Annotated in this window: 10 protein-coding genes; all 10 read left to right on the top strand. The window is 68.8% G+C overall.

Annotated elements, in window-relative coordinates; translation table 11 throughout:
* Positions 1–9 precede the first annotated feature (9 nt).
* The 10 genes from ACZZZB_RS04950 to ACZZZB_RS04905 all read left to right on the top strand — a co-directional run bounded on the left by ACZZZB_RS04950 (position 10) and on the right by ACZZZB_RS04905 (position 13,795).
* Positions 10–978: an AAA family ATPase gene (locus tag ACZZZB_RS04950; protein ID WP_191940624.1), complete on the top strand. Its 969-nt coding sequence runs from the start codon at positions 10–12 to the stop codon at positions 976–978.
* Positions 975–2,354, top strand: a complete 1,380-nt coding sequence (locus ACZZZB_RS04945; protein ID WP_194644102.1) for a DUF58 domain-containing protein — start codon at positions 975–977, stop codon at positions 2,352–2,354. Before ACZZZB_RS04950 ends, ACZZZB_RS04945 begins: the two co-directional genes overlap by 4 nt.
* Positions 2,351–4,804 carry a transglutaminase domain-containing protein gene (locus ACZZZB_RS04940; protein ID WP_463529101.1) on the top strand — a complete coding sequence of 818 codons (2,454 nt, stop codon included), beginning with the start codon at positions 2,351–2,353 and terminating at the stop codon, positions 4,802–4,804. Before ACZZZB_RS04945 ends, ACZZZB_RS04940 begins: the two co-directional genes overlap by 4 nt.
* Positions 4,805–4,841: 37 nt before the next feature.
* Entirely contained in the window at positions 4,842–5,483 is a 642-nt protein-coding gene (locus ACZZZB_RS04935; protein WP_137242161.1) for a spermidine/putrescine ABC transporter substrate-binding protein, read from the top strand.
* A gap of 120 nt (positions 5,484–5,603) precedes the next feature.
* Positions 5,604–7,079, top strand: a complete 1,476-nt coding sequence (locus tag ACZZZB_RS04930; RefSeq protein ID WP_192004666.1) for a zinc ribbon domain-containing protein — start codon at positions 5,604–5,606, stop codon at positions 7,077–7,079.
* Between the two features lie 347 nt (positions 7,080–7,426).
* On the top strand, positions 7,427–7,801 hold the full coding sequence (gene rpsL, locus ACZZZB_RS04925) for a 30S ribosomal protein S12 (protein ID WP_056008169.1): 375 nt from the start codon (positions 7,427–7,429) through the stop codon (positions 7,799–7,801).
* Complete coding sequence (rpsG, locus tag ACZZZB_RS04920; RefSeq protein ID WP_064296707.1) at positions 7,801–8,271, top strand: 30S ribosomal protein S7; 471 nt, start codon at positions 7,801–7,803, stop codon at positions 8,269–8,271. The genes rpsL and rpsG overlap by 1 nt, the downstream gene beginning before the upstream one ends.
* A gap of 87 nt (positions 8,272–8,358) precedes the next feature.
* Entirely contained in the window at positions 8,359–10,473 is a 2,115-nt protein-coding gene (fusA, locus tag ACZZZB_RS04915; protein ID WP_079705261.1) for an elongation factor G, read from the top strand.
* A 141-nt stretch (positions 10,474–10,614) separates the two neighbouring features.
* On the top strand, positions 10,615–11,805 hold the full coding sequence (tuf, locus tag ACZZZB_RS04910) for an elongation factor Tu (RefSeq protein WP_064296705.1): 1,191 nt from the start codon (positions 10,615–10,617) through the stop codon (positions 11,803–11,805).
* A 175-nt stretch (positions 11,806–11,980) separates the two neighbouring features.
* The gene (locus tag ACZZZB_RS04905) at positions 11,981–13,795 is read left to right on the top strand and encodes a DUF4012 domain-containing protein (RefSeq protein WP_463529100.1); all 1,815 of its coding nucleotides are present in this window, start codon (positions 11,981–11,983) and stop codon (positions 13,793–13,795) included.
* Positions 13,796–14,012: the final 217 nt, after the last annotated feature.

Below are 14,012 nucleotides of genomic sequence, written 5' to 3'. Positions count from 1 at the left end.
AACACCTCCATGACTGTCACGCAGGAACAGGCCACCTGGTTCGCCGACGCGTTCGGCAAGCTCGTCGGCAACGTCGAGCAGGCCATCCTCGGCAAGGAGCACGTCATCAAGCTCGTCGTCACGGCCATGCTCTCGGAGGGCCACGTGCTCCTCGAGGACTACCCGGGCACCGGCAAGACCGTGCTCGCGAAGGCCCTCGCGAACACGCTCGACGGCACGAGCTCGCGGATCCAGTTCACGCCCGACCTCCTGCCGTCCGACGTCACCGGTGTGACGATCTACGACCAGGGCAAGGGGATCTTCGAGTTCCACAAGGGACCGATCTTCGCCTCCATCGTGCTGGCGGATGAGATCAACCGTGCCTCGCCGAAGACGCAGTCGGCGCTCCTCGAGGTCATGGAGGAGGGCATCGTCACGATCGACGGCACGAGCTACGAGGCCGGCCAGCCCTTCATGGTCATCGCGACGCAGAACCCGATCGAACAGGCGGGCACCTACAAGCTGCCCGAGGCGCAGCTCGACCGCTTCCTCATCAAGACGACGCTCGGCTACCCCGACCGCCAGACCTCGGTGAACCTGCTGCTCGACGCCTCCAACCGGGCACGCGCGACGAAGGTGCAGCCGATCATCGCCTCCAGCGCGGTCGTCACCATGGCGCAGCTCGCCACCGAGGTGCACGTCGACGGCAGCATCCTCGAGTACGTCGCCGACGTCGTCGCGGCGACGCGGGACGACCAGGACGTGGCGCTCGGTGTGAGCATGCGTGGTGCGCTCGCCCTCGTGCGCGCCGTCAAGACCTGGGCGATCTCACAGGGACGCACCTACGTCACCCCCGACGACGTCAACGACCTCGCGCAGGCCGTCCTCGCGCACCGCATCATCATCGACCCCGAGTCCGACTTCGCCGGCGTGACCGCGCAGGACGTCGTCGCCCGGGTCCTCGTCAGCATCGCTCCGCCGGCGTACCGCGCAGCATGAGCGAGACCCTCGAGCAGCGCGCCGCCGCCGCGCCGGACGGACCCGATCCGGTCCGCACGGCGACGGTCGGCGCGCCTGCCGAGGCGGGCGCCGACGGCCCCGATGCGCACGTCGACGGTGCGCAGGCTCCCGCTCGGCGGCCGAACCCGTTCCGCAGCGCGCTCGACGGCATCAGTGCCGTCGTCGTGCCCTGGGCCCGGGTCGTCTGGTCGGCTGCGCAACCCGTGCTCGCTGTGGTCAGCGGCCTCGGCTGGGTCGTCCTGGCGATCGGCGTCATCGCGACCGTCGCCGGCTTCATCCTGGGATGGACGGAACTCGTGTTCCTCGGCTTCGTGCCGTTGGCCGCGTTGCTGGCCTCCGTCGCCTACCTCTTCGGGCGGTCGACCTTCCGTATCTCCATCCACTTGAACCCCACCCGGGTGACCGTCGGCGAGCGCGCGATCGGGCAGGTCCTCATCGCCAACCCCGGCAACCGCGCCACGACGCCCACGCGCCTCGAGGTCCCCGTGGGCTACGGCCTCGCGGAGTTCGCCATTCCGGCGATCCCGAAGGACGGCGAACACGAGGAACTGTTCGCCGTTCCGACGAACCGGCGAGCCGTCATCCCAGCCGGGCCCGCCGTGTCGGTCCGTGGCGACCAGCTCGGCCTGTTGCGCCGCGAGGTGCGCTGGACGGAACCGGTCGAGCTCTTCGTGCATCCCGAGACCACGCGCCTCCACCCGACGGCCGCCGGTCTCATCCGCGACCTCGAGGGCCTCGTCACGAAGACCATCACGAACAACGACATCTCCTTCCATGCGCTCCGCGGGTACGTCCCCGGCGACGACCGCCGCTACATCCACTGGAAGTCCTCCGCGAAGACGGGCCAGCTCATGGTGCGGCAGTTCGAGGAGACGCGGCGGTCGCAGCTCACCATGGTGATGACGACCGACTCGCGCTATTACGCCGACGACGAGGACGAGTTCGAGTTGGCGGTATCGCTCACCGCGTCGATCGCGACCCAGGTGATCCTCGACCAGGTCCCGATCAGCGTCGTGACCGACCGGCTTGCGCTGCGGACCCACACCGTGACCTCCTTCCTCGACGACAGCTGCCGTCTGCAGCTCGCCGAGGGCACCTTCGACACCCCGCGCACCTTCGCCCGGGAGACCACGAAGCGCCTGCCGGCACCGAGCGTCGTCATCATCGTCGCCGGTTCGCGACTCGAGGCACAGGAGTACCGGGGGATCCAGCGCCTCTTCGGTCCCGATGTCAACGTGTTCGGCATCCGCGTCGAACGCGGTGCACGGGCCGGCATCAAGGACGTCGCCGGGATGAACGTCATGACGGTCGGAGCCTTGAGCGACCTCGCCAAGGTCATGTCGAGGGCGCTGTGAGCGGGGTCGACGAGCGCACGACCGTGCGCCCGCCACGCGCGGCCGCCGGGTCCGCCGCGGACGTCGACGTCCAGGGCATCGTCCCGACCTTCGTCGCGCCGTGGCCGTTGCCCGGCCGCTCCTGGATCGACCTCGCGGTCGTCTTCGTCCTCGCGGCCCTCGGCCTGCTCGGCTTCGGTGCGGCGCTCAGCGGCACCGGGTTCCTCCTCGCCGGTCTCGGTGGCCTCGCGCTCGGCATGGCGGTGGGCGTCGCCTCCCACGCCCTCCGGCTGAATGCGCTCCTGACCGGCCTCTCGACCGTCCTCGTCTTCTACGTCTTCGGCAGTGCCCTGGCGATGCCGTCCGTGGCGACGTTCGCGGTCCTCCCGAACCTGCGGACCCTCGGTGGCATCAGCATCGGCGCCGTGTTCGGGTGGAAGGACTTCGTCACCCTGCAGACCCCGCTGAGCGCGCCCGCGTACATCATGACCCTGCCCTACGTCGCTGGGCTGCTCGTCGGTGTCGTCTCCGCCGTGCTCGCCGTCCGCTGGCTGCCACGGCGTCCGCAGGTCGCCGTCCGCTGCGCCATCGTGCTCGTCGGCCCGACCGTGCTGTACGCCCTCGGCGTCCTCCTCGGCACGCAGACGCCCTTCCTGGCGGCCGTCCGCGGGATCGCGTTCGCGCTCATCGCCCTCCTCTGGCTCGGGTGGCGGCCGGGTGCCGGTCGTGGCGAGAACGCGGCAGCGTCGACCACCGCCGTCCTCCGTCGCAAGAAGATCATCGGTACGGCGGTCCTCGCCGCGGTCGCGGTCGTCGTCGGCGGCGGCGCGGCCGTCGTCGCCTCGCCACCCGCGGACTCCCGGTTCGTCCTCCGCGAGGTCGTCACCCCGCCGTTCGACCCCCTGGAGTACCCGAGCCCGCTCGCCGGGTTCCGCGAGTACACGAAGGACCTCGCCGAGACGAAGCTCTTCACCGCCACCGGCCTCGAGCCGGGGGATCGGATCCGTCTGGCGGCCATGGACAGCTACGACGGCCGTCTGTGGACCGTCTCCGGGCCCTCCACGGCGACCGACGGTTCCGGTGCCTTCGAGCTCGTCGGCGATCACCTTCCCGGACCGCAGCTCATGACACCGGGCAGCGACCGACGGGTGTCGATCGACATCACCGGCTACGACGACATCTGGGTGCCCAGCGTCGGGTACCCGAGCGCGCTCACCCTCGACGGCAAGGCGGCGGAGCGATCCGAGGACATCCGCTACAACGCCGAGAGTGGCGCGGCCGTCATCACCTCGGGCATCGGCACGGGCGACGACTACGAGGAGCGGACCACGACGCAGGCGGTCCCGAGCGACACGGCCCTCGCGACGACGCCGACCGCAGCGGTCGAGCTGCCGCCCGTCACGAACATCCCGGACATCGTGGTCGCGAAGGCCTCGGAGTTCGTCGGCACCGAGACGACGCCCATGGGGCAACTGCGCGCGATCGAGCAGACCCTCCGCACCACCGGGTTCCTCAGCCACGGGCTCGCCTCGGACAGCTCTCCGTCACGCGCCGGCCACGGTGCCGACCGGATGTCGGAGCTGTTCACCCGCACACCGATGGTCGGCGACGAGGAGCAGTACGCGTCGGCGTTCGCGCTCATGGCCCGCTCGCTCGGCTACCCCGCGCGAGTCGTCATGGGCTTCGCGCCCGAGGTGACCGAGGGCCAGGGTTCGGTGCAGGTCGTCGGAGACGACGTGACGGCGTGGGTCGAGGTGCCCTTCGAGGGCTACGGCTGGGTGGCGTTCTCCCCGACCCCCGATGAGACCGAGATCCCGCAGGACCAGGATCCGAAGCCCAAGACCGAGCCGCAGCCGCAGGTGCGTCAGCCGCCGCGCAGCGACAACCTCGACGACAGCCTCCTCACCGAGGCCTCGATCGACGACGGCGACGACAAGGACAAGAACGACGGACTCGTGATCCCGGAATGGGTGTGGTGGCTCGCGCTGATCGTGGGAGTCCCGGTGTCGCTGTACTTCATCCCGCTCCTCGCCATCTCGGGTGCGAAGCGTCGGCGGACGAAGCGTCGCCGCGCGGGCGGTGGTGATCGCAGTGCCGCCGGTGCGTGGGACGAGCTGATCGACCGCTACGCCGAGCTCGGGTACACGGTGCCCGCGGCCGCCACGCGGTCGACCACGGCATCCGCGCTCGGAGCCCAGGAACCGGAGGGCGCGACCACGCTCACCGCGCTCGCGGGGACGACCGACGACGTCGTCTTCTCCGGTCGTGACGTGGACGATACGACGGCCGACGAGCTGTGGCAGCGGTCGGAGGCCGAGGCGTCACGGGCGCAGGGAGCGCTCGGCTGGTTCGCCCGCCAGCGGAGCCGGTTCCGCTACCGCGCGAAACGCAGTCTCGTGAGTCGGCTGCAGCCGTCCGGTTCGCTCGCCCGGCGAGCAGCACGCGACCAGCGCGCCACCGGAGGTCGCTGAGGCCGATACAGCCGCCGAGGCGCTACCCTCGGTGAGTATGGAGCGCTCGCTCGAGACCAGCGTGAGCCAGGCCGTCGACGCCTGGCTCCGGTGGCTGCCGCGCTGGCACCCCGCCGCCCACCGCGGACGCACCCGGATCTGCCGCCGGTGCATCGGCTCCCCGATCCTGCGCGCAGCAGGCCTCGTCGATGACGTCCCGCACCAGGTGCAGCACGGTCTCGCCACCCGGATGAAGGCCCTCGTCGACCACGCGGTGGCGGAATACACCGAGCAGAACCTCCCCGTCCTCCGTGCCGAACTGCGTGCCGCCGACCTGCGCGAGGCGCAGCGCTCCTACCGTCCGGGGGAGGGGCTCGACCCGGAGTTCGACGGCCTGCAGCTCGACCCCGACCCGGATCCCGAGCAGCCCTACCTCTTCACCCTCGCGGAGCTCGGCGAGTCCCAGGCGAGGACCGTCCCACCACCCCCGCCGTTGTCCGACGACGCGAAGGAGGCGCTGCGCACCGAGATCGCCCTCGCCGACCAGTGCGCGAACGAGACCGGGCGCCGCATCTGCGAACTGCTCGTCGGGCACCGCCTCGCCATCCACGACGCCGTCGAGCGGTACGTCGAACCGCAGGTCACCGCGCTCCTCGACGACCTCGCGCTCGAGCTCGATTCCCCCACCTCGCCCTGGTAGCCGTCGGGGTTCACCCGGAGGCAGGAGGGGAGATCTCCCCATCGTGCTGTCCGACACCCGTCACTATACTTTCGAGCACTTGTCATCAGCACGATCCATGCTCATTGGGGGCGCAACACCATGACCGATCCCGGAGATCAGAACCCGCAGCAGCCCCAGTGGCAGCGACCACCCGCTCAGCCCGACCCGCAGCAGGGGTGGCAGGGCAACGGCCCGCAGCAGTCGGGCTCAGGCCAGCAGCAGACGGGGCAGTACGGACAGCAGTCGCCGTACGGGCAGTCGCCGACGCAGCCGTCTGGGCAGTACGGGCAGCAGTCCGGCCAGTACGGTGAGCAGTCGTCCGGCCAGCAGGACCAGCAGACGGGCCAGTACGGGCAGCAGTCCGGTCAGTACAGCCAACAGACCGGTCAGTACGGTCAGACGGCGCAGTACGGCCAGCAGCCGACCGAGCAGTTCGGTCAGCAGGGAACCGGTCAGTACGGCCAGCAGCCCACGGGGCAGTACGGCCAGCAGCCCACCGAGCAGTACGGCCAGGCGCCCTACGCGCAGGGCGCCGGCGGGTACGGCGGCGGCCAGCAGCCGCCCAAGAAGAAGCTCTCGAAGAAGGGGCTCACCGGCATCATCGCTGGCGGGAGCGCCCTCCTCCTCATCATCGTCGGTGGCATCGTCGGCGTCAGCGTCGGCAACGCCCTCCACGCCCCGGAGGTGACGGTCAAGAGCTACCTCGACGCCCTCAAGTCGGGCGACGCCGAACAGGCGCTCAAGCTCTCCGGTACCGAGGTGTCGGCGGCCGACGTGCTGCTGACCGACGACGCGTACAAGGCGGCGTCCGGCAAGGTCTCCGGCTACACGATCGGGAAGACGACGACCAGCGGGAACACCGCGACCGTCGAGGCCCGTCTCACCCAGGGCGGCGAGAGCGTCGACCAGGAGTTCACGCTCACCAAGGTCGGCAAGGACGCCGTGCTCTTCGACAAGTGGAAGCTCGAGGCTCCCGAACTCAGCACGGTCCAGGTCGACGTGGTCGCCCCTGAGGACGCGGTCGCGACGGTCGGCGGCGTCGACCTCACCGACGTCGAACCGATCGCCGAGGGTTCGTACCAGCTGCGCGCCCTCCCGGGCACCTACGACGTCGCCCTCAGCGAGAGCGACTGGTACACCGCCGAGGCGACGACCACGACGGCCGTGGGCTTCGGCCAGGCCGCGGAACCCGCGACGCTCGCCGTCGCCCTCACCGACGCCGGGACGACCGCCGTCGAGGAGGCCGTCAACGCGTACATCGACGGCTGCGGTGCGGCGACGGAGCTCGCCCCGGAGGGGTGCCCCTTCGAGATCCGCAACGACACCGGCTTCACCCCCTCCGGTGTGACCTGGAAGTTCGACACGCGCCCGACCTTCACGATCGGTGACTTCGCGGGAGGCGGCTGGACCGTCGACTCCGAGACCGTCGGACGCATGTCGATGACCTGCACGCTGACCGACCCGGCCACCGGCCAGACCGGTCCGGGCTACAGCATCAACCCCGTCGACTTCGTCGTCGGCGGCACGATCGAGGGCTTCACCGACGAGGGCGCGACCTTCGTCCCGTCCCCGTAGACGCCGAGCTGTACGGCCCCTGGGAGCGATGCTCCCAGGGGCCGTCGTCGTTTGACCACAGCCTGTCGGCGGGCTAGTCTTGGTTGGGTGTGCGCGCTGTCGTGCGCTCTCGTGCTGTCCACGTTCTCCGGAGCCTGGCTCGGGGGAGTGGACAGCAGTCTTGCACCATCGGGTTGATCCCCGCCGGGCTGGTCCCGGTTGCCGATCGCCCCCACGGCATACCCACCACGAAAGCGGCGCGCACTCGCGCGGCGCCGGTGGGTCCATACGACCTCGTGATCCGGGAGACCGGTCCACGAATGCTGCAGTACCACTGTCACCGTGCAGTCATCATCAAGGAGCAAGTAGTGCCAACCATTCAGCAGTTGGTTCGGAAGGGCCGCAGCCCCAAGGTCGTCAAGACCAAGGCGCCCGCCCTGAAGAGCAACCCCCAGCAGGCCGGCGTGTGCACCCGCGTGTACACCACCACCCCGAAGAAGCCGAACTCGGCGATGCGCAAGGTCGCCCGCGTGAAGCTGCGCAACGGCACCGAGGTCACCGCGTACATCCCCGGTGAGGGCCACAACCTCCAGGAGCACTCGCTGGTCCTGGTCCGTGGTGGTCGTGTGAAGGACCTCCCGGGTGTCCGTTACAAGATCGTCCGTGGCGCCCTCGACACGCAGGCCGTCAAGAACCGCAAGCAGGCTCGCAGCCGCTACGGCGCGAAGATGGAGAAGAAGTAATGCCTCGCAAGGGTCCAGCTCCGAAGCGTCCCGTCGTCGCCGATCCCGTCTACGGCGCCCCCATCGTCAGCCAGCTCGTCAACAAGATCCTGCTGGACGGCAAGAAGGGCCTCGCTGAGCGCATCGTCTACGACGCACTCGAAGGCGTCACCGCCAAGAACCAGGGCGACGCCGTCGTCACGCTCAAGAAGGCGCTCGACAACGTCCGCCCGACCCTCGAGGTGCGTTCGCGCCGCGTCGGTGGTTCCACCTACCAGGTGCCGGTCGAGGTCAAGCCTCACCGCGCCAACACCCTCGCCCTGCGCTGGCTCGTGAGCTACGCGAAGGGCCGCCGTGAGAAGACGATGACCGAGCGTCTCCAGAACGAGATCCTCGACGCATCGAACGGTCTCGGTGCAGCTGTCAAGCGTCGTGAAGACACGCACAAGATGGCCGAGTCGAACAAGGCGTTCGCGCACTACCGCTGGTAGTCGCCGCCCGATGCGAGGGCGGGCGATCCGCCCGCCCTCGCGTCACCGAGTGAATCAGCTCACCCTTACCTATCCCCGGAGGACCCCGTGGCACAAGACGTGCTCACCGACCTGAACAAGGTCCGCAACATCGGCATCATGGCCCACATCGATGCCGGCAAGACCACCACCACCGAGCGCATCCTGTTCTACACGGGCGTCAACCACAAGATCGGCGAGACCCACGACGGTGCGTCGACGATGGACTGGATGGCGCAGGAGCAGGAGCGCGGCATCACCATCACGTCCGCCGCGACGACCTGTTTCTGGAACAAGAACCAGATCAACATCATCGACACCCCCGGCCACGTCGACTTCACGGTCGAGGTCGAGCGTTCGCTCCGCGTCCTCGACGGCGCGGTCGCGGTGTTCGACGGCAAGGAGGGCGTCGAGCCCCAGTCCGAGACCGTCTGGCGTCAGGCCGACAAGTACGACGTCCCGCGCATCTGCTTCGTCAACAAGATGGACAAGCTCGGCGCCGACTTCTACTTCACCGTCGACACGATCATCAGCCGCCTCGGCGCGAAGCCGCTGGTCATCCAGCTGCCGATCGGTGCCGAGTCCAACTTCGAGGGCGTCGTCGACCTCGTCGAGATGCGTGCGCTCACCTGGCGCGGAGACGCCAAGGGTGACGTCGAGATGGGCGCCAAGTACGCCATCGAGGAGATCCCGGAAGACCTCAAGGAGAAGGCGGCCGAGTACCGCACCGCGCTCCTCGAGGCCGTCGCCGAGACCGACGACGCGCTCATGGAGAAGTACTTCGGTGGCGAAGAGCTGACCGTCGCGGAGATCAAGGCCGCGATCCGTCACCTCACCATCACGAGCACCATGTACCCGGTCCTCTGTGGCTCCGCGTTCAAGAACCGCGGCGTCCAGCCGATGCTCGACGCCGTCATCGACTACCTCCCCTCCCCGCTCGACGTCCCGGCCATCGAGGCCCACGACGCGCGCGACGAGGAGAAGGTCGTGGAGCGTCACCCCGACTCGACCGAGCCCTTCACCGCGCTCGCGTTCAAGGTCGCGGTGCACCCGTTCTTCGGTCGCCTGACCTATGTCCGCGTCTACTCGGGTCGTCTCGACTCGGGTGCGCAGATCATCAACTCGACCAAGGGCAAGAAGGAGCGCATCGGGAAGATCTTCCAGATGCACGCCAACAAGGAGAACCCGGTCGACTTCGTCACCGCCGGTCACATCTACGCGGTCATCGGCCTGAAGGACACCACCACCGGTGACACCCTGTCCGACCCGCAGAACCAGGTCGTCCTCGAGTCGATGAGCTTCCCGGAGCCCGTCATCGAGGTCGCGATCGAGCCGAAGACCAAGGCCGACCAGGAGAAGCTGGGCACCGCGATCCAGAAGCTGGCCGAAGAGGACCCGACGTTCCGCACCGAGCAGAACACCGAGACCGGCCAGACGGTCATCAAGGGCATGGGCGAGCTCCACCTCGACATCCTCGTCGACCGCATGAAGCGCGAGTTCAACGTCGAGGCCAACGTCGGCAAGCCGCAGGTCGCGTACCGCGAGACCATCAAGCGCAAGGTCGAGAAGTACGGCTACACCCACAAGAAGCAGACCGGTGGTTCGGGTCAGTTCGCGAAGATCCAGTTCGATCTGGAGCCGATGGACGTCACTCCGGAGACGACCTACGAGTTCGTGAACGCCGTGACCGGTGGTCGCATCCCGCGCGAGTACATCCCGTCGATCGACGCCGGTTTCCAGGACGCCCTGCAGGTCGGTGGCCTCGCGGGCTACCCGGTCGTGGGTGTCAAGGCGATCATCACCGATGGTGCGGCGCACGACGTCGACTCCTCGGAGATGGCGTTCAAGATCGCCGGCTCGATGGGTCTCAAGGAGGCCTACTCGCGTGCCAACCCCGTCCTCCTCGAGCCGCTCATGGCGGTCGAGGTGCGTACTCCTGAGGAGTACATGGGCGACGTCATCGGAGACCTCAACTCGCGCCGTGGACAGATCCAGTCCATGGACGACGCCACCGGCGTCAAGGTCATCCGTGCCAACGTGCCGCTCTCCGAGATGTTCGGCTACATCGGCGACCTCCGGTCGAAGACCTCTGGTCGTGCCGTGTACTCGATGACGTTCGAGAGCTACGCGGAGGTCCCGAAGGCTGTCGCCGACGAGATCATCCAGAAGAACAAGGGCGAGTAGTCACTCACTCTCTCTTCACCGCGGTCCGGCCGGGTGTGCGAACACCCGGGCGGATCGCGTAACATGAATACACATCCCTGCAGTGCGTCGGGCATCGAATGGTGCCCGGCGTCCCGCACAACGTCCTGAGGAGGACTCACAGTGGCAAAGGCCAAGTTCGAGCGGACCAAGCCGCACGTCAACATCGGTACGATCGGTCACGTCGACCACGGCAAGACCACGCTCACCGCGGCGATCTCGAAGGTCCTGGCGGACAAGTTCCCGTCCGCGACCAACGTGCAGCGCGACTTCGCGTCGATCGACTCCGCGCCGGAAGAGCGTCAGCGTGGTATCACGATCAACATCTCGCACGTCGAGTACGAGACCCCGAAGCGCCACTACGCGCACGTCGACGCCCCCGGTCACGCTGACTACATCAAGAACATGATCACCGGTGCTGCGCAGATGGACGGCGCGATCCTGGTCGTCGCCGCCACTGACGGCCCGATGGCTCAGACGCGTGAGCACGTGCTGCTCGCCAAGCAGGTCGGCGTCCCCTACCTGCTCGTCGCGCTGAACAAGTCCGACATGGTCGACGACGAGGAGATCCTGGAGCTCGTCGAGCTCGAGGTCTCCGAGCTGCTCGCCTCGCAGGGCTTCGCTGAGGACGCACCGGTCGTCCGCGTCTCGGGCCTCAAGGCGCTCGAGGGCGACGAGAAGTGGGTGCAGAGCATCCTCGACCTCATGGACGCCGTGGACGCCAACGTCCCCGACCCCGTGCGCGACAAGGACAAGCCCTTCCTCATGCCGATCGAGGACGTCTTCACGATCACCGGTCGTGGAACCGTCGTCACGGGCCGCGCCGAGCGTGGCACGCTCGCGATCAACTCCGAGGTCGAGATCGTCGGCATCCGCCCGACGCAGAAGACGATCGTCACGGGTATCGAGATGTTCCACAAGCAGCTCGACGAGGCATGGGCCGGCGAGAACTGTGGTCTCCTGCTCCGTGGCACGAAGCGTGAAGACGTCGAGCGCGGCCAGGTCGTCGTGAAGCCGGGTTCGGTCACGCCGCACACGAACTTCGAGGGCACCGCGTACATCCTGTCCAAGGATGAGGGTGGGCGTCACAACCCGTTCTACGCGAACTACCGTCCGCAGTTCTACTTCCGCACCACCGACGTCACCGGCGTCATCACGCTGCCCGAGGGCACCGAGATGGTCATGCCCGGCGACACCACCGACATGACCGTTGAGCTGATCCAGCCCATCGCCATGGAGGTCGGCCTCGGCTACGCCATCCGTGAGGGTGGCCGCACCGTCGGCGCCGGCACCGTCACCAAGGTGCTCGCGTAAGCATCCGCTGACGCGAACCCCTGATCGACCGCAGGGTCGACACGGTTCCACACGAAGGGCCCGGAGCATTTCGCTCCGGGCCCTTCGTCGTGCGTGCCGTCGAACCGTCGGGACCCCGGTAACTCATATGTACGATATCGGGCGACCCATTCTGCATCGAGCCGCCGAGGTGACCGTGTCCCGTTCGTCCATCCGTCCGCGTCGCCTGTCGCGCCCACGTGTCCTGATCCCGAGCATCGTCGCCCTGTCCGTTCTGCTCGGCATCGCTGGAGCCACCGTGTCGGCGGCGGTGGAGGCCATGTCCGTCCGGGAGGAGCTCACGTCGGTCCTGCCTGAGCTCGAGGCGATCCGTGCGGGCGTCGTCGGTGACGGCGCCGACGCGATCGATCCTGCCGTCGTGCAGCGCGCCGGCGACGCGGTCGAGCGGGCCCTGACGTCGACTCGGCGGCCTGACTGGTGGCTCGCCGAACGCGTGCCCGTCTCCGGGGTGAACTTCGTCGCGGTGCGCACGGCCGTCGAGGCGGCCCACGTGGTCGTCGACGAGGTCGTCGAGCCGGTCCTCGACCTGTCCGTCGACGGACTCGCGGTCGACGGGCGACTGGACACGGAGCGGGTGGGGCGGTTGGCGCGCACCTCGGCGCGCGCGCTCGAGCGACTCGAGGAGCAGGTCGCGCGCCTCGACCGCCTCGACCGGTCGGTGCTCCTGCCTCAGGTGGCGTCGGCGTTGGTCGGACTCGACGGACCGCTGCGCGAGGCCTCATCGCTCGCCTCGCGGCTCGCACCGGTGCTGCGAGCGCTGCCCGGGTTCCTGGGGGAGGAGGGGCCGCGAGACGTGGTCGTCCTGTTCCAGAACTCGGCGGAGAGCCGAGCCCTCGGCGGCATCGCGGGAGCTTCGGTGCTCGTGCACGTCGAGGAGGGCGCGCTGAGCGTGACCAGGACCCTCGGCGGCGCGGACTTCGTGTCGCACGTCGATCCGGTGGTGCCCCTCCCGGCCGATGCCGACGCGCTCTACCGGACCGAGGGCTACGCTGCCGCAGGCACCTCCATCCATGAGGTGACGGCGCGGCCGGACTTCCCGTACGGTGCGCAGGTGGCTTCGCGGCTGTGGCAGGAGAGTCAGGGCGTCACGCCCGACCTGGTGCTCGCCGTGGACCCGGTCGCGCTTTCCCATCTGCTGCGAGCGACCGGCCCCGTCGTGCTGCACGACGGTACGGAGCTGTCGAGCGAGACGGTGGTCGACGAGCTCCTGAACGGCGTGTACCGAGACCACCCGGGTCTCAGCGACCAGGCGAACCGGGCGCAGGACGCGACCTTCACCGCCGTCGTGCAGGCGCTCACCTCGCAGCTGCAGGCGGGCTCCATGGTGGTGCCCCGTGCGATCGACGGCTGGGTGCAGGCGGTCGACGAGCGGCGTCTGCTCGCCTGGAGTCCCGACCGCGTCGAGGAGCGGGCGTTGGTGCTCGCCGGGGTCGGCGGCGCCCTGCCCGAGCGTTCGTCTCGTTCGGTGCCGTTCGGGCTGTACCTCTCGGACGCGGTCGGGTCCAAACTCGAGTACTACCTCCGACAGCGGGTCCGTGTCCGTGCGGCGTCGTGCGACGTCGACGGGACCCGCACGGTGATGGTCACGTCCGAGCTCTCCAACACGATCGACACGGAGCCGGAGCTCGACACGGAGGCGTTCGACTACATCGCGGGGTTCCACGAGCGTGAGGGGCTCCCGCGTGGGTGGATGCGCTTGCGGGTCATGGCCTACGCGCCCGACGGTGCCGACATCCGCTCGGTTCGCGTTGACGGCGCCGAGGCCCCGTACACGGCCGGATCGGACGACGGACGCCCCGTGGCCTACGTGGTGGTGACGATCGCGCCGGGCGCGACGGTGACACTCGACGTCGATGCGGACGTGTCCGGCGCGACGGTCGACGCGGTGCGGTTCCTGGGCACCCCGGGGGTGCGTCCGGTCGAGGTCGACAACGTCGTCGAGCCCTGCTGAGCAGCGGCGCCTCGGTGCTCACGACGCCCGAGACTGAGCGGATCCTGACCATCCGACGCCCGCGACACGCCCGGGTTGCACGCATGGTGGATCCGTGGCAAACTAGTCCAGTTCAGTACTTCGGACGAGCGTGCCTGTGCGCGCTCCGGCGGATCACTGCCAGGTAGTGCATAGGAGCTCCCAGACGCGGCAACGCGACAGGGATCGAGCCTAGGCC

The organism is Plantibacter sp. AC185 (assembly GCF_979258065.1).
The sequence above is the reverse complement of the archived record's forward strand: the minus strand, read 5'-3'. Positions and strand labels throughout refer to the sequence as shown.

Bases quoted from the DNA above. Each gene is read 5' to 3' on its own strand.
- rpsG (WP_064296707.1), top strand. From the start codon at position 7,801: ATGCCTCGCAAGGGTCCAGCTCCGAAGCGTCCCGTCGTCGCCGATCCC.
- ACZZZB_RS04945 (WP_194644102.1), top strand. From the start codon at position 975: ATGAGCGAGACCCTCGAGCAGCGCGCCGCCGCCGCGCCGGACGGACCC.
- ACZZZB_RS04935 (WP_137242161.1), top strand. From the start codon at position 4,842: ATGGAGCGCTCGCTCGAGACCAGCGTGAGCCAGGCCGTCGACGCCTGG.
- ACZZZB_RS04950 (WP_191940624.1), top strand. From the start codon at position 10: ATGACTGTCACGCAGGAACAGGCCACCTGGTTCGCCGACGCGTTCGGC.
- ACZZZB_RS04930 (WP_192004666.1), top strand. From the start codon at position 5,604: ATGACCGATCCCGGAGATCAGAACCCGCAGCAGCCCCAGTGGCAGCGA.